This is a genomic window from Amycolatopsis sp. NPDC051373 (assembly GCF_040689465.1).
In the GTDB taxonomy this organism is placed as follows: Bacteria; Actinomycetota; Actinomycetes; order Mycobacteriales; family Pseudonocardiaceae; genus Amycolatopsis.
The window spans coordinates 149486-165439 of record NZ_JBFBAE010000015.1; the positions used below are offsets into that span (position 1 = coordinate 149486).

Here is a 15954-nt window from a genome sequence, read left to right on the forward strand (position 1 = left end):
GCGGCGAAGTGGAACGATGGGGTGTTGCGGGCTCGTGAGTGGTGGGGTCGCTCGCGCGTCTGGCCAGCGACGACCGTGAGCGGCGGGGGTGGGTGTGGCCGCAGGGCTGCGGCCGGGCCGGAGCATCGGGCCGGCGCGGTTTGGGGCGCGGCGGTCGTGGCCGGAGCGGCCGGGCGCGGGGTCAGGTGAGAGAAGCCAGCGCGGCTGCCAAGCGTTGAGTGCGGTCCTTGCGCGCCACCAGGGCGGCGGAGAGGTCGACCGGACGGAAGTGGGTTTTGGTGCCCGGCGCGGCGCGGGCGACGAGGTCCATGTCGGCGCTGATGACGGTCGCGACCATGGCGTAGCCGCCGCCGGAGACGGCGTCGCGGTGCAGGACGATGGGCTGGGTGCCGCCGGGGATCTGGATGGAGCCGACGGCGTAGCCGGCGTCCACGATGTTGGAGGGGTCGGAGCCGGCGCCGAAGGGCTGGACGCGGTCGCGCCATTCGACGCCGGGGCCGTCGTAGCGCAGGCCGGCGCGGTCGGCGACCGGGGTGAGGGTCCATTCCTCCTCGACCAGGTTCGCGAGGCCGCGGTCGGTGAGACGGTGGTCGTAGAGGCCCAGCAGCACACGGACGTCCTGGTGTGCGGAAAACACCGGGCGGTGTTCGGGATCGATCACGGAACCGCGAGGCAACGCACCCGGGGCGCCGATCGGCACCACGTCGCCTGCTGCCAGCTTGCGGCCGTGGAAGCCGCCGAGGGCGCCGAGCAAGTAAGTCGAGCGGCTGCCCAGCACGGAGGGGACGTCGATACCGCCGGAGAAGGCCAGGTAGTAGCGCGAGCCACCGCCGATGTAGCCGAAGGACAGTTCGTCGCCTTCCGCCAGCGAAAGGCGGGTCCACTGTGGACGTTCGGCGCCGTTCACCTTCACCGGGACCGGAGCGCCGGTGACCGCGACGTCGAGCGGGGCCAAGGCCCGCAGCACCGGCCCGAGGTACGTGCATTCGAGCAGGGCCTCGCCGTCGACGTTGCCCACCAACGCGTTGGCCAGCTCGGCCGAGTACTGGTCCAAGGCCCCGCCCTGCGGGATTCCGAGGTCGTAGTATCCGATCCGCCCGCGGTCCTGGACAGTCGTGGCCAGCCCGGGCTGGCTGATCTCGATCGCGCGCTCACTCGCCACGGAGCACCTCCAGCAGGGTGGCGTTGTAGGCCTCGGGGTCGGCGACGGCCCGCTCGGTGTCGAACTCGACCGGGACGGTGCGGTAGCGGAACGTGCCGGCCTCGACGTCGACCTCGATCCGGCGGTATTCCTCTTCGGACACCGGGGTGAACTTCACGATGTCGCCGGGTCGGAAAAACACCATGGATTGTGCGAAATCCGCCAGTTTCTGTGCGGGATCGAAGATCGGTGCCGCGGCGATGCCGAACATCTGGTAGCCGCCCGCGCCGCGCACGGAGTAGATGCAGGCGAAGCACCCACCGTGGCCCACCGTCAGCTTCGGGGTGTCCGTGCGCGGGCTCAGGTACTTCGGCACTTCCAGCTGATGTTCGCGTTCCACCAACTGGAACAAGAACGGCAACCCCGCGACGAAGCCGACCATCGAGACGATCCACGGCTGCGTGTGATGACGGCGGATGAACTCCGCGGCGTCGGACAACCCGTTCACCCGCGCCGCGTAATCGAGATCGGTGCCGGCCGGATCCTGGTGATAACCCTCGCGGAACCGCCCCACGACCTCACGCGTGTACGGATCGTCGTACCACACCGGCACTTCCACGATCCGCGTCGACAACACCGTGTTCGTTTCCGAACGCGTCCGCGCCTCCAGCTCGCGCACCGTGCTCTCCAGCGAAGCCGGCTCCAGCACGTCCGGGTCGAAGCGGATGAGCAGCGACGCGTTGGCCGGGCAGATGTCGACGATCCCGTCGAGTGCCGCCTCGGCCAGGCCCCGGGCGATGCCCATGGCCCGCAGGTTGCCGGGCAGGCTCATCTCCTCGGCGATCTCCACGAACAGGAACTCGTCGCCGCCCCAGGTGTAGCGGGCCGTGGCGGGCAGGGTCTGCGGTGCGCTCACGCCGTCTCCTTCAGCAGTCCGGGAGTCGTCTCGATGAACTTCGTGTGATGCTCCACCGCGGCCAGCTCGGGCCGGGCGAACAGGTCCAGCTGCAGCCCGACCGTCGTCGCGATACCGGTGATCTCCACGCCCCGCAACGCTTCCGTCATCCGCGCGATCGCGGCTGTCCGATCAGGACCGTGCACGATCAGCTTCGCGATCATCGAGTCGTAGTACGGCGCCACCGCGTCACCCGCGGCAACCCCGCTGTCCACGCGCACGCCGGGACCCGAAGGCCACGTCAGCGCCGAGATCGTGCCCGGACTGGGCAGAAAACCGCGGTCCGGGTCCTCCGCGTTGATCCGCGACTCGAACGCGTGCCCGGTGAACGTCACGTCCGGCTGCGCGAGCCCGAGCCCCTCGCCCCGCGCGATCCGCAGCTGCTGCTCGACCAGGTCGATGCCGGTGACCAGCTCCGTCACGGGGTGCTCCACCTGCAGCCGCGTGTTCATCTCGATGAACGCGGCCTCCTGGCGAACCGGGTCGTAGAGGAACTCCACCGTCCCCGCACCGCTGTAGGAACAGGCCTTCGCCAGATCCACCGACGAGTCGCGGATCCGCTCACGGACCGCGTCCGGCAGGTCCGGCGCCGGCGCTTCTTCGAGCACCTTCTGCGAACGCCGCTGCATCGAACAATCCCGGTCGCCGAGGTGGATCACGCGCTCGCCGTCGCCGAGCACCTGCACCTCGACGTGCCGGGCGCGCTCGACGAAGCGCTCCACGTACATCGTGTCGTCGCCGAAGCTCGCCCGCGCCTCCGACCGTGTGAGGTCGAGCGCGCCGAGGAAGTCCGCGGGATCGGTCACGAGCCGGATGCCCCGCCCGCCGCCACCTGCGGAAGCCTTCAGCACCAACGGAAACCCGACCTCACGCGCGACCGCCAGCGGATCCGCCGCAACGTCGAGCGGCCCGTCCGACCCGGCCAGCACCGGCACCCCGGCCCGCCGCGCAGCCTCCCGCGCGGCCACCTTGTCGCCCATCAGCCGGATCGCGGACGGAGCCGGGCCCACCCACGTCAGCCCGGCATCGAGCACGAGCTGCGCGAACCCCGCGTTCTCCGACAGGAAACCGAACCCCGGGTGCACGGCGTCGGCCCCGGTGTCCAGCGCGGCCTGCACCACGGCGGCGCCGTTGAGGTAACTGTCCCGCGCCGGCGGCGGGCCGATGACCACGGCCTCGCCCGCCGTCCGGGCCGCGAGCGAATCACGGTCGGCCTCGCTGCACACCACGACGGTCGCCAGGTCCAGGGCGTGGGCCGTGCGCAGGATCCGTACGGCGATCTCGCCGCGGTTGGCGATGAGCAGCTTGCGCACTAGTCCTCCACCACGACGAGGACTTCGCCCGGGGTGACGGTGCCTCCGTCGGCGACGTTGATCGACACGACCGTGCCCGCGCTTTCCGAGCGGATCTCGGTGAACTGCTTCATCACCTCGACGATGCCGACCGCGGCGCCGGCCTCGATGCGGTCGCCGGGCTGCACGAACGGCTCCTTGTCGGGCCCGGGCCGGGTGTAGAAGATGCCCGGGAGCGGGGAGAGGATGTCGGACACGGACCTGCCTTCCTCAGCGTTGACGGTCGAGCACGGCGCGGACGGCCGCGGCCACGTCGGGGGAGTTGGGGGCGTCGGAGTGCACGCAGACGCTGTCGAAGCGCAGGTCGAGCTCGGTGCCGTCGACGGCGAGCACCGGTTTGCCCTCGGCCGCACGCGAGACGCGTTCGGCCGCCGCCGCGGGATCGGTGCGGGCGGGGCGGCGCAGGATGATCAGGTTCCCGTCGCCGTCGTAGTCGAGGTCGACGTACAGCTCGGCGACGAACTCCACGCCGAGCTCGGCGCACACCGTTTCGTGGGCGCTGCCGGAAATGCCGAAAAACGGCACGCCGTACAGCTTCGCCACGCGCGCTGCGCCCGCCATCAGCTCCGGGTCGCCGGCGAGCATTCCGTAGAGCGCGCCGTGAGGCTTGACGTGATTGAGCGCGGCGCCGTGCTTGGTGAGGAACGCGGTGAGGGCACCCACCTGGTAGAGCATGATCGACTCGACCTCTTCGGCGGTCAGGACCATGCGCCGCCGCCCGAAGCCGGTGAGGTCCGGCAGCCCCGGGTGCGCGCCGATCCGCACGTCGTGCGCGACGGCCGCGGCGACGGTCGCGTCCATGACATCCGGGTCGCCCGCGTGGAAGCCACAGGCCAGGTTGATCACGTCGACGAGATCGAGCAGGGCTTCGTCGTTGCCGAAGCTGTGCAGGCCGAGTCCTTCGCCCATGTCGGAATTCAGGGTCGCGGTCATGGTTGGCAACCCTAGGCACCGTGTGGTGCCCGGCACATTGGTCAAAGTGACCTAATCGATCGGCCCTGGTTGTGCGGAGTGCTCTAGCCTGGGCGAGTGCGCGTCTCCGACCTGCTCGAAGATCCCCAGCGTCGCATCGAAATCCGCGTCGCGGGGCCGCCCGGTGCGCTGGAGCGGCCGATCACGTGGTGCGCGCCGACCGAATCGATCGACCCGTCGCCGTTCCTCACGCCCGGCGCGGTGATGCTGACGTCCGGGATGGCCCTTAACGTCACCGACGTCCGGATCTGGGACGCCTACGTCGAACGCCTCGCGAACGTCCCCATCGCCGCGCTCGCCTTCGGCCTCGGGCCGGCGCACGCGACGCTGCCCGAAGGCCTGGTGGTGGCGTGCCGCAACCGCGGGGTGCCGCTGCTGGTGATGCCGGACGAGGTGCCGTTCGTGCTGGTGCAGCGCGACGTGCAGGACCGGCTTTCGGCCGAACGTTACGAAGCCCTGCGGCGCGGCTCCGAGCTGGCCCACGACTGCACGCGCATCGCCGCCGACCAGGGCACGATGCAGGACGTGCTGCACCGGATCAGCGAGGCCGCGGGCGCGCGGGTGTCCATTCAGGACTCGACCGGCGCGACGCTGCTCTCGGCCGGCGACGAGGGCGGGTTCGCGGCCCGCACCGAGTTCACGCTGCCGGGCAACAACCGCGACCGGTTCCGGCTGGTCGTGGAGGAGACCGTGGCGCAGCCCGCGATCCGGACACTGCTCGCGCCCGTCGCCGCGGTCGTGTCCATGCAGCTGAGCACCACGCTCGGCTCGGCCGGGGTCGCGCACTCGCGCAACGCCGGGCGGCTGACCGAAGCCGTGTACGGCAATGACGCCGTGCCCACGGCCGACCTGATCGCTCTGGCCCGCGACGCCGAGCTGGAGCCCTACCAGCGCACGGGCGTGGTCGTGCTGCAGGCCGAGGCGGGGATGTCGACGACCTACCTGCGGTCGGTGTCGTGGCGGGCCCGCGTGATCCTCGCGGGCGAGTTCTCGGCGATGCGGTTCGTGGAGGAGCCGGACCTGTCGACGATCCTGCTGCAGAGCGAGGCGCTCGATCCCGACCACCTCGTGACGGCGGCGCGGGCCGCGGTCGGGCCCGCGCGATCGGTGTCGGCGGTGGTCGCCACGGCCGAGAACGCCGCCGAACTGGGCCTCGTCCTGCGGATGTGCCGCCGCGCGCTCGGGGAGCCGGGCGTGCACGCGGCGCCGAGCCTCGACTTCGACGCGGTCGTCGACACCCTGCGCCACCCCGGCGCGATCAGCCTGGCCCAGCGCCTGGTCGCGCCCCTGTCGCGCTCCGACGACCGCACGCTGCTGACCACCCTCGAGGCCTACCTGCGCCACAGCGGCGCGACGCCCGCGATCTGCGCGGAGCTGTTCATCCACCGCAACACGCTCGCCTACCGCCTCAGGCGGATCCGGGAACTTCTCGCGCTCGACCTGCAGGACGGCCGTGTCCGCGCCACACTGCTCATGGCGGTGCGGCTCGCGTGACCCGCGGGTCCCGTTTGTGCTGAGTGCACAGCTCGCCCGGCCCCCGCTGGGCAGGTCGCTGCGGGTGCCGAATTCCGCGGTCCGGTAGATATTCGGAACTGACGGCCGCGCGGATTTGGTCCCGGATTCGACAACAACTCCTTACGGAAGAATTGCCGAATCGACTCATCGCCCGGCCCTTGCGGCACCGGCAGCGACAGCGGTTCGGCGCCGAACAGCAGCGCTCCCGCGCCGACGTCCGCGATGTCCAGCCCGGACACCGCCGCTTCCGGCGGCGTGACCTCCAATGCCAACGGGTTCGGCCCGGCGTGTTCCCGGCTGCCGCAAGGGAACGCGCCCGGCTCGCTCGACTCCAAGGGCCCGCAGCCGGTCGCGTCGGCCGCGTCGTCGAATCCGTTGCTGACCAAGCTGGTCGCCGCCGTGAAGGCGACCAACCTCGTCGACACGCTCAACAGCCACCAGGGCATCACCGTGTTCGCCCCGGCCGATCCGGCGTTCAACGCCCTGGGCGACGCCAAGTTCCAGGAGCTGGCCGGCAACCCGAGTGAGCTCGCCCCGATCCTGCAATACCACGTGATCGGCAAGCGGTACGACGCCAAGGGCCTCGCGTCCGCCGGCTCGGTGATGTCGCTGAACACCGCCGGCGGCCCGGTGACGGTCGAGGGCACCGGCGACACCATGACCGTCAACGGCGCCAAGATCCTGTGCGGCAACGTCCCCACCAAGAACGCCACGGTCTTCGTGATCGACAAGGTGCTCACGCCGGGGACGAACAAGAGCTGATGATCAACCGGGCTCGCCGAGCGGGTCCGGTGGTTTTGCTGTGCGCCCTTCAACCGGGGCAGAACGGGCGCGGCGGCCTGATGATGCTTGAACTCCGCCGGATCGGGGTATGAGGACGCTGGATCATGTCGAAGTTCGGACAAGGAGCGCTGACCGCTGGTGGACTGTCCCGTGCGCTCGAGCCGGACGCGGCGATGACGGCGCTGCCGCTGACCGGCGCCGGCGGTGAGCTGCACAAGGTGCGGTGCTGGACGCGCGAGCACCTGCCCGATGTCGATGCCGACGTGTTGATCGACGTCGTGCAGGTGGTCGACGAGCTGGCCACCAACGCGCTCTCCCACGGCGGGCCGCCGCAGTGCGTGCGCCTGCTGCGGTTGCCCGGCCTGGTCCGCATCGAGGTCGACGACAGCACCCCGGTCCGCGCGGCGCCGCGGCGGCCGGACAACGAGGGTGGCCGCGGACTGCACCTCATCGCCGCGCTGTGTGTTGCCTGGGGGCAGCAGGTCACGACGACCGGGAAGACCGTGTGGGCCGAGCTCGGGCTGGGGCTGGGCAACGGCACCGGTTCGGGAGGGTGACCGGCGGCGGCCGGAAGTGGTGTGATCCCACCATCTTGTGGTGGAATTTTGCCGTGAGTTCTGATCTGGAGCCGGTGGAGCAGGCTGCCAAGGTGGAGCAGTTAGAGGCGGCGCTCGCGACGCGCCCGGTGATCGAGCAGGCCAAGGGCATGCTCATGCTGGTGCGGAGCTGGACCGAGGACGAGGCCTTCGAGGCCCTGCGTGAGGTCTCGCAGCACACGAACGTGAAACTGCACGACGTCGCCACGGTCGTCGTCGCGAGCGGCACGGGCGCGAAGCCCGAATTGCCGGCCGAGATCGCCGAGGTCGCCGACGTCGTGCTCGCCGAACTGCGGGCAGGCGTCCTGGGCAGCGCCTTCGGCACCGAGACCTGATTCGTCGTGCGGAACGACGCCGGCGAACTGTGACGGCAATGACTTGAATGTTCAAGTCATGCTCGCTACCGTGAACTCGTGCACCCCGCCAAGACGCCCGTCACCTCGCGTGGCCGCGCCAAGCACGTGATCGCGGTGCTGGTCGTGCCCGATTCCGTGGCGCTCGACGTCACGGTGGTGCACCAGGTCTTCGGGCCGCGGATGTCCGCGATCGTCGAGCTGACGGGTGACGCCGAGAGCGCCTGCGAGGTGGTGCTGTGCGGCGAGCAGCCCCGGCAGGTGCTGTCCTCGGGCGTGGACTTCGGCGAGCTCGCGTCGCTGGACACGCTGCTGACCGCCGACACCGTGCTGGTCCCCGGCGTCGAGGATCCGCTGGCCGAGCGCCCGCGGCCGCTGCTGGCGGCCCTGCGAGGCGCGGCCGGGAACGGCGCGCGGATGGTGTCGTTCTGCGGCGGCGCGTTCCTGCCGGCTCGCGCCGGGCTGCTGGACGGACGCCGCGCGACCACGCACTGGCTGTTCACCGAGGAGTTCCGCCGCGAGTTTCCCGACGTCCGCCTCGAGCCCGGCTGCTGGTGACGGCGCCGCGGCGGCCGGGCGCGCAGGCGCGGTTCGTGAAGGACTCCATCCGGATTGCGGGCGAGCCGGCGCTCGGTTCGTTCCTGGCGTGGCTGCGGGAGCACCTCCACGAGCCGCTCACCCTCGGCGGGCTCGCCGGCCACCTGCACCTGAGCGAGCGCAGCCTCGGGCGAAAATTCCGCCACGCCACCGGGATGGCCGTGTTCGACTGGATCAACCGCGAACGCGTCGCGAGCGCGAAGGTGCTGCTCGAAACCACCGAGCACCGAATCTCCGAAATCGCCGCGATGGTGGGTTTCGGCTCCGCGGAAACGCTGCGCCGTCACTTCGAACGCCAGGTCGGCACCACCGCGGGCAGCTACCGGACCACCTTCCGCGCCGCGCTCACCCCGGGCTGACCGGCCGCTAAGATACGACTGGAATTTCTTCCGACCTCACGGGGGATCGATGGCGAGCGAGCGCGTCGGCGCGAAGGATCGTGCGCTCGCCTACGTCAAGGAGCAGGTGCTGTCCGGCGGGTTTCCGGGCGGCGAGCTGATCAGCGAGGGCGAGGTCGCCGAGGCGCTGGGCATGTCCCGGACGCCGGTGCGCGAGGCGTTCCTGCGGCTGGAAGGTGAGGGGCTGCTGCGGCTGTACCCGCAGCGTGGCGCGCTGGTCGTGCCGGTCTCGCCCGACGAGGTCCGCGCGGTGCTGGAGGCGCGGCTCGTGCTGGAGCAGTTCGCGGCCGGCAAGGTCGCGGCCGCGGGGCCGGAGGTGCGCGAAGCCGTCTTCGCGGGCATGGAAGAGCAGCGGGCCAAGCAGCAGGCGGCGGCCGGCCTCGGCGAGTTCCTCGAGGCCGATCGCGCGTTCCACACCGTGCTGGTCGACGCGGCCGCGAACCCGATCCTCGGCTCGGTGTACGGCTCGCTGCGTGATCGGCAGATGCGGATGGTCGGCGAGTCCACCGTGAACGGCCGCGACGGTGCGCGCGACCGCCTCGACGTGATCCTCGAGGAACACCGGGAAATCGCGGAAGCCGTTCACGTCGGGGACGGCGAACGGGCGTGCGAGGCGGTCCGGGTGCATTTGTCCAGCACCCGCAGGGCCCTGGGTGTCACCGAGGACGCGGGGCTGTAGAAAGCCCGGCCATTGTTCAACCGGGGCTCAACTGTTCCGGAGTTATCGTGGCCGCATGGCAGGTGACGCGGATCTCGCCCGGATCGGATTCCTTCTCTCCGACCGAAACCGTGCCGCGATGCTGTTGCTGCTGCTCGACGGACGGCCGCAGCCGGTTTCGGCGTTGATGGCAGAGGTCGGCATCTCGGCGTCGCTGGCGAGCACCCACCTGCGCAAGCTGAAGGACGGCGGCCTGGTCGTCGTCGAGGTGTCCGGCCGCCAACGGCTCTACCGGCTCGCGAGCCCCGTCGCCGACGCGATCGAGGGCCTGCTGCTGCTCGCGCCGCCGGGGCCGGCGAAGTCGTTGCGGCAGGCGACGCGCGGGCGCAAGCTGCGCGAGGCCAGGGTTTGTTACGACCACCTCGCGGGCAGCGTCGGCGTGGCCATCAACGACGCCTTCCTGGCGAAGGGGTTTCTGGTCGAGGACCACGATTCCTACGGCGTTTCAGCCAAAGGACGCGCCGAACTGGCGGCGCACGGGATCGATGTGGACGGGTTGCGCGGTCACGCCCGGCCGTTGGCCCGGCCGTGCATGGACTGGAGCGAACGCCGCAACCACCTCGCGGGCAGCCTCGGCGCCGCAGTGAAGGGCCGGCTGCTCGAACTGGGCTGGATCGACCTGCTCGAGGCGAGCCGCGCCGTCGACCTCACCGAGGCCGGGCGGCGCGAGCTGCGCGATTGGCTGGGTTTCGACCCGGCGTAAGTGTTGCTGTTCAACGCCAGAACGGAGCGAGATGTTCGATGTCAGCGATGTGACGGTGGTCGCCGTCGACGTTTTCGGGACCACTGTGGACTGGCGCACCGGCGTGATCGACGGCGTGGCCGCGATCGCCGAACACCACGAGGCCGAGTTCGACTGCCCCGCCCTCGTCGACGCGTGGCGCGAGCGCTACCTGCCCGCGGTCGGGCAGATCAACCGCGGCGAGCGCGAATGGGCGAACCTCGACGCCGTGCACCGCGAGGCGCTCGACGAGTGCCTGGAGGTGTTCGGCGTCGGCGGGAAGTTCGGCGCCGAGGCGCGCGAGCGCATGGTCCGGGCCTGGTACGCGCTGCCGCCGTGGCCGGACGCCGTCGAGGGGCTGGCCGAGCTGCGCCGCGACTTCGTGGTGGTCGCGCTGTCCAACGGCGGGTTCGCCCAGCTCGTCCACGTGGTGAAAGGCGCCGGCCTCGGGTTCGACGCGATCCTGTCGGCCGAGAACGTGGGCGCGTACAAGCCGGACTGCCGCGCGTACACCAACGCCGCGAAGCTCCTGGACGTCGAGCCCCGCACCATCCTCATGGTCGCCGCCCACACCTGGGACATCCACGGCGCTCGCGACGCCGGGTTCCGCACGGCCTTCGTCGAGCGACCGGCGGAAAAGGGCCCTGACCGGCCCGCCGACACCGCCGAGACCACGGACTGCGACCTCAACGCGGTGAGCTTCGCCGACCTTGCGGGCCGGCTGCGCGCTGCGGCGAAGGGCGGTGCAGCCGTTCTCTGAATTTCACTATACGGAATATCAATTACACTTGGTGGAAATTTCTGGCCTTCAGGGCTTGTGGGCCGGTAGGCTGAGAGTTAGCGTTGGTCGGGCTACGACTTGTATCTCAGTCATGTTCCAGACCTCCTCCGAGCACCGGGGAAGGTCTGGACGACCTGGTGGAGGTGGCGACGGTGCCGCAGGGCTTGCACGCCGAGTTCGTCGAAGCCGTGGGTGCCGACGCGGTGGTGTCCGACCCGGTCGCCTTGCGGTCCTACGAATGCGACGGGCTGACCGGCTTCCGCGTCGTCCCGTCGCTGGTTCTGGTGCCGCGCACGGCGGAGGCGGTCGCCGCGGCCGTGCGGGTCTGCGCGAAGCACGACGTGCCGTTCGTCGCCCGCGGTGCCGGAAGCGGGTTGTCCGGCGGCGCGCTGCCGGTGGCCGACGGGGTCGTGATCTCGTTGCAGCGCCTGCGGTCTGTCGTCGATATCGACGTGGTGAACCGGCGTGCGATCGTCGAGCCCGGAGTGACCAATGTGGACATCAGCCGGGCGGCGGCGCCGTACGGGCTGTACTTCGCGCCGGACCCGTCGTCGCAGCAGGTGTGCACGATCGGGGGCAACGTCGCGGAGAACTCCGGCGGCGCCCACTGCCTCAAGTACGGCTTCACCGTCCACCACATCCACTCGGCCGAAGTCGTGCTGCCCGACGGCACGACCACGGTCCTCGGCGGCGACAGCCCGCAGCTGGGCGGGTACGACCTGCTGGGCGCGTTCATCGGGTCCGAGGGCACGCTCGGCATCGCCACGCGCATCACCGTGAAACTGCTGGCCAAGCCGGCCGCTGTGAAGACGCTCGTGGCCGACTTCCCGTCCGTCGAGCAGGCGGGCGACACGGTGAGTGCCGTGATCGAGGCCGGGATCGTGCCCGCGGCGGTGGAGATGATGGACGCGCTGGCCATCGAGGCTGTCGAAGCCGCGGTCGACGCCGGTTACTCGCGCGACGCGGCCGCGGCACTAGTGGTGGAGCTCGACGGGCCGCAGGCGGAGGTCGACGCGCAGTTCGCGCAGGTGAAGCAGCTGTGCGAGGAGTTCGGGGCGACGAAGCTGCGGATTCCGGCGAGCGCCGAGGAGCGGGCGCTGGTGTGGAAGGGCCGCAAGGCCGCGTTCGCCGCGGTGGGGCGGATCAGCCCCAACTACTTCGTGCAGGACGGGGTTGTCCCGCGCACCCAGTTGGCGACGGCGTTGACCCGGATTTCCGAGCTGGCCGCCGGGGCCGGGCTGCGCGTGGCGAACGTGTTCCACGCCGGCGACGGGAATCTGCATCCGCTGGTGCTCTACAGCGAGGCCGCCGGTGAGCACGAGCGGGCGGAGGCGCTCTCGCGGGCCATCGCCGAGCTGTGCGTGGACCTGGGCGGGTCGTTGTCCGGGGAGCACGGGATCGGGACGGACAAGGCGTGTTCGATGCCGCGGCAGTTCAGTGAGGACGACCTGGCCACGATGGCGCGGCTGCGGCACGCGTACGACCCCTCGGGGATCTGCAACCCGGGCAAGCTGCTGCCGACGCCGCGGCTGTGCGGGGAACGGCCGGGTGTCTACAAGCCGCATCCCCTCGAAGCCGCCGGCTTGATCGAGCGGATGTGAGCGGCGTGACTCAGGAGACCACGTTCACTCCGTCCACTGTGGAGGAAGTGCGCGCCGCGGTGGCGGACACCCGGGCGAGCCACCCTCGGCTGCTCGTGGCCGGCGCGGGGACCGCCTCGGGCTGGGGCGCGCCTGCCGCGCCGGCCGACGCGGTCATCGACACGACGTCGTTGACCGGGGTGCTGAAGTACGCGCCTTCGGACTTGACGATCGCGGTTCGGGCGGGCACGCCGTTCACGACAGTTCAGGAGACGCTCGCGGAGGGGGGCCAGCGCGTGGCGCTCGACCCGGCCCGGGCCTGGCGGGGTGCCACGATCGGCGGGCTGCTGGCCACGGCGGATGCCGGGCCGTTGCGCACGGCGTTCGGCAGCCTGCGTGACCTGGTCATCGGGACGACCGTCGTCCTGGGTGACGGCACGGTCGCGCGGTCCGGCGGGCACGTGATCAAGAATGTCGCCGGCTACGACCTGGCGAAGCTGTTCCACGGGTCCCTGGGGACGCTCGGGGTCGTCGCCGAAGTCGTGCTGCGGTTGCACCCGCTTCCCCTGGCGGTGCGCACGGTGGCGGTCGAGGCCGACACGGGCGAGGCGTTCGACCTGGCCGGCAAGGTCGTCATGACGGGCTTGGAAGCGTCCGCCCTCGAATGGTCCGGTGGGCAGTTGCTGGTGAAGCTCGAAGGGACGCCGGAGGGCGTCGAGCAGCGCGAACGTGAGCTGTGCCGGCTCGGGGGAACCACAGCCCGCGTGCTCGCGGTCGAGGAGGCGGACGCGGCCTGGGCGGGTGTTGCCGCGAGCGCGGCTGGTGTTCGAGGGACAACAGTTGTGCGAATCGGGACAATGCCGGCCGTCGGCCCGGCTCTGGTGACGAGGATGGTGGCCGCGGGAGCCTCCGTGGCCAGTTCGCTGGCGATCGGCGTCCACACCGTGCAGTTCAACGGCGGTGACCACGACGAACTCCTCGCCCAGTTGCACCAGGAGTTCGGCGCGGCCGTGACCGTGTTGCGCCGCGACGGCCTCTCCGCCGGCCGCGGATGGGGTTCGCCACCGGCGCCGGTGCGCGTGATGCGGGCGATCAAGCGGCAGTTCGACCCGGCCGGACGGTTCGGTGCCGGCCGGTTCTCACCCTGGCTCGAAGACGAGGAGCGTGCGTCATGACGTCGACACTCGGCAGCTCCTTCGACGAGCACCACCCGCCGAAACGGGAGCTTCTCGACGACTGCGTCCACTGTGGATTCTGCCTCCCGACGTGCCCGACGTACGTGGTCACCGGCCAGGAGATGGAATCGCCGCGCGGGCGCATCTACCTGATGGACCTGGCCGGCAAGGGCGAGATCGGCCTGGACGAGACGTTCGGGCACCACATGGACACCTGCCTGGGCTGCCTGGCCTGCACCACCGCGTGTCCCTCGGGAGTGCAGTACGACAAGCTCATCGAGTCGGTCCGCCCCCAGGTCGAGCGCCACGTGCCGCGCGGCTTGTTCGACAAGGTGTTCCGCGCGCTCGTCTTCTCGCTGTTCCCGTATCCGCGCCGGTTGCGGCTCGCGGCGTTCGGCGGTCTGCTCTACACCCGGCTGGGCTTGCGGGCGCTCGTCCACCGGCTGGGCATCCTGAAGCTGCTGCCGCCCCGCCTCAGGGCGCTGGAAGCCTTGCTGCCGCCGGTGACGCTGCGAGCGTTGCTGGCGAAGACGCCGGAACGCACCCTCAAACCGGCCGGGGAGGCGAGGCTGCGGGTGGGACTGCTCGCAGGCTGCGCGAACCGCGTCTTCTTCGGTGACGTCAACGCCGCCACCATCCGTGTGCTCGCCGCCGAAGGCTGCGACGTCTACGTTCCGCAGGACAACCAGTGCTGCGGTGCATTGTCCGTCCACGCGGGACGAGAAGAAGACGGCCGCACCCGCGCCAAGGGGACCGTCGAGATGTTCGAGCGCTACGACCTCGACGTCGTCGTCGCCAATGTGGCCGGCTGCGGGTCCACGCTCAAGGAGTACGGCGACCTCCTCGCGGACGTTCCCGAGTACGCCGAGCGAGCGCGGACCTTCGCCTCGCGGGTGCGGGACATCAACGAACTGATCGCGGACCTCCCCGCGCGCGCCACCCGGCACCCGATGAAGACCAAGGTCGCTTACCACGACGCCTGCCACCTCGCCAACGCCCAAGGAATCCGCCGGCAACCGCGCGAACTGCTGCGCAGTATCCCGGAACTGTCCGTGCACGACATCGCCGAAGCGGAGCTGTGCTGCGGATCGGCCGGGATCTACAACCTGGTCGAACCCGAAACGGCCGAAGAACTCGGCCGCCGCAAGGCGAAGCACCTCGCGGACGTCGAACCCGACGTGGTGGCCACCGCGAACGCCGGATGCCTGCTGCAGATCCGCCGGTTCCTCGACCAGGGGATCCCGGTGGTGCACCCGATCCAGCTGCTCGACGCGTCCATTCGTGACGCAGATCCACTCGATCCACCCCAGACGCGTTCCTGAGCGTCGTTTTTCACAGTTCTTCATAGCTTCGTTTTCCAGCGCCGATTGTCCCGGCGTTGATTCACCGCGTCGTTTTTCAGGAGATTTCACATGAGTACGGTGGGTTTCATCGGCCTGGGCATCATGGGCCTGCCGATGGCCGAGAACCTGGTCAAGGCCGGGTACGACGTCGTCGGCTACAACCGCAGCGCGAAGCGGGTCGATGCGCTGGTCGCCGCGGGTGGCCGTGGTGCGTCGAGCATCGCCGAAGCGGTCAAGGGCTTGGACGTCGTGATCACGATGGTGCCGGACTCGCCGGACGTCGCGGCTGTCGCGATGGGCGAAAACGGCATCTTCGAGAACTCGCACCCCGGTCAGCTGCTCATCGACATGAGCACCATCGAGCCGGCCACCGCCCGCGCGGTCGCCGAAGCCGGCGCGAAAGTGGAGGTGCGCGTTCTCGACGCGCCGGTGTCCGGCGGGGAAGCCGGTGCCGTCGAGGGCGTGCTGTCCATCATGGTCGGTGGCGCCGCCGAGGACTTCGCCGCCGCCAAGCCGGTGCTGGAAGCCGTCGGGCGCACCATCGTGCACGTCGGTCCGCACGGTGCCGGCCAGACCGTCAAAGCCGCCAACCAGCTCATGGTCGCCGGCCACCTGCAGCTCCTCGCCGAAGCGCTCGTGCTCGCCGAGGCGTCCGATGTGGACCCGGTGATCGCCGTGGAGGTGCTCGGCGGCGGGCTCGCCGGCAGCACGGTCCTCGACCGCAAGTCGGAGAACATGCTCAAGCGCGATTTCACACCCGGTTTCCGCCTCTCCTTGCACCACAAGGACATGGGCATCGTCACCGCGGCCGCACGGGAAGCCGGGGTGGCGATCCCGCTCGGCAGTGCGGTCGCCCAGTTGATCGTCTCCCTCGTCGCTCGCGGCGACGGCGGGCTCGACCATTCCGGTCTGTTCAAGCTCACCGAAGAGCTCGCGGGCCGGACCCAGTAGGACAGTCACTTGTCAGGAGTGGA

At 70.4% G+C, this 15954-nt stretch carries 17 protein-coding genes and 1 pseudogene; 13 read left to right on the forward strand and 5 right to left on the reverse strand.

The window, feature by feature from the left end:
* Positions 1-181 precede the first annotated feature (181 nt).
* The 5 genes from AB0383_RS27830 to pxpA are packed head-to-tail and all read right to left on the reverse strand — an operon-like array spanning position 182 to position 4381.
* Positions 182-1162 (reverse strand): biotin-dependent carboxyltransferase family protein, encoded by a 981-nt coding sequence (locus AB0383_RS27830; protein WP_366188933.1) that lies wholly within the window; start codon positions 1160-1162, stop codon positions 182-184.
* Positions 1152-2057, reverse strand: a complete 906-nt coding sequence (locus tag AB0383_RS27835; protein ID WP_366188934.1) for a carboxyltransferase domain-containing protein — start codon at positions 2055-2057, stop codon at positions 1152-1154. Before AB0383_RS27835 ends, AB0383_RS27830 begins: the two co-directional genes overlap by 11 nt.
* On the reverse strand, positions 2054-3409 hold the full coding sequence (locus AB0383_RS27840) for an acetyl-CoA carboxylase biotin carboxylase subunit (protein ID WP_364187516.1): 1356 nt from the start codon (positions 3407-3409) through the stop codon (positions 2054-2056). Before AB0383_RS27840 ends, AB0383_RS27835 begins: the two co-directional genes overlap by 4 nt.
* Complete coding sequence (locus AB0383_RS27845; RefSeq protein WP_366188935.1) at positions 3409-3645, reverse strand: acetyl-CoA carboxylase; 237 nt, start codon at positions 3643-3645, stop codon at positions 3409-3411. Before AB0383_RS27845 ends, AB0383_RS27840 begins: the two co-directional genes overlap by 1 nt.
* 13 nt (positions 3646-3658) lie before the next feature.
* Positions 3659-4381: a 5-oxoprolinase subunit PxpA gene (gene pxpA / locus AB0383_RS27850; protein ID WP_366188936.1), complete on the reverse strand. Its 723-nt coding sequence runs from the start codon at positions 4379-4381 to the stop codon at positions 3659-3661.
* Positions 4382-4477: 96 nt separating this feature from the next.
* Between pxpA and AB0383_RS27855 the strand changes: the two genes are divergently transcribed.
* From AB0383_RS27855 to AB0383_RS27915, 13 genes and pseudogenes are all read left to right on the forward strand, one after another.
* Positions 4478-5914 (forward strand): PucR family transcriptional regulator, encoded by a 1437-nt coding sequence (locus AB0383_RS27855; RefSeq protein WP_364187524.1) that lies wholly within the window; start codon positions 4478-4480, stop codon positions 5912-5914.
* A 159-nt stretch (positions 5915-6073) separates the two neighbouring features.
* Positions 6074-6697, forward strand: coding sequence for a fasciclin domain-containing protein (locus AB0383_RS27860; RefSeq protein ID WP_366188966.1), 624 nt, complete (start codon positions 6074-6076; stop codon positions 6695-6697).
* A gap of 125 nt (positions 6698-6822) precedes the next feature.
* Positions 6823-7275, forward strand: a complete 453-nt coding sequence (locus AB0383_RS27865) for an ATP-binding protein (protein WP_366188937.1) — start codon at positions 6823-6825, stop codon at positions 7273-7275.
* Between the two features lie 53 nt (positions 7276-7328).
* Positions 7329-7649, forward strand: a complete 321-nt coding sequence (locus AB0383_RS27870; protein ID WP_366188938.1) for an ANTAR domain-containing protein — start codon at positions 7329-7331, stop codon at positions 7647-7649.
* Positions 7650-7727: 78 nt separating this feature from the next.
* Complete coding sequence (locus AB0383_RS27875; RefSeq protein ID WP_366188939.1) at positions 7728-8225, forward strand: DJ-1/PfpI family protein; 498 nt, start codon at positions 7728-7730, stop codon at positions 8223-8225.
* A 35-nt stretch (positions 8226-8260) separates the two neighbouring features.
* The gene (locus AB0383_RS27880) at positions 8261-8623 is read left to right on the forward strand and encodes a helix-turn-helix domain-containing protein (RefSeq protein WP_366188940.1); all 363 of its coding nucleotides are present in this window, start codon (positions 8261-8263) and stop codon (positions 8621-8623) included.
* 49 nt (positions 8624-8672) lie between these two features.
* Positions 8673-9341 carry a GntR family transcriptional regulator gene (locus AB0383_RS27885; RefSeq protein ID WP_366188941.1) on the forward strand — a complete coding sequence of 223 codons (669 nt, stop codon included), beginning with the start codon at positions 8673-8675 and terminating at the stop codon, positions 9339-9341.
* Positions 9342-9396: 55 nt separating this feature from the next.
* The gene (locus tag AB0383_RS27890) at positions 9397-10083 is read left to right on the forward strand and encodes a winged helix-turn-helix domain-containing protein (protein WP_364187539.1); all 687 of its coding nucleotides are present in this window, start codon (positions 9397-9399) and stop codon (positions 10081-10083) included.
* A gap of 31 nt (positions 10084-10114) precedes the next feature.
* Positions 10115-10861, forward strand: a complete 747-nt coding sequence (locus tag AB0383_RS27895; protein ID WP_366188942.1) for a haloacid dehalogenase type II — start codon at positions 10115-10117, stop codon at positions 10859-10861.
* Between the two features lie 173 nt (positions 10862-11034).
* Positions 11035-12483 (forward strand): FAD-linked oxidase C-terminal domain-containing protein, encoded by a 1449-nt coding sequence (locus AB0383_RS27900; protein ID WP_364187544.1) that lies wholly within the window; start codon positions 11035-11037, stop codon positions 12481-12483.
* Positions 12484-12488: 5 nt separating this feature from the next.
* Positions 12489-13637, forward strand: a complete 1149-nt coding sequence (locus AB0383_RS27905) for an FAD-binding protein (protein ID WP_366188943.1) — start codon at positions 12489-12491, stop codon at positions 13635-13637.
* Entirely contained in the window at positions 13634-14959 is a 1326-nt protein-coding gene (locus AB0383_RS27910) for a heterodisulfide reductase-related iron-sulfur binding cluster (RefSeq protein ID WP_366188944.1), read from the forward strand. Before AB0383_RS27905 ends, AB0383_RS27910 begins: the two co-directional genes overlap by 4 nt.
* Before the next feature lie 87 nt (positions 14960-15046).
* A pseudogene (locus AB0383_RS27915) lies at positions 15047-15931 on the forward strand (2-hydroxy-3-oxopropionate reductase); the annotation flags it as partial.
* Positions 15932-15954 lie beyond the last annotated feature (23 nt).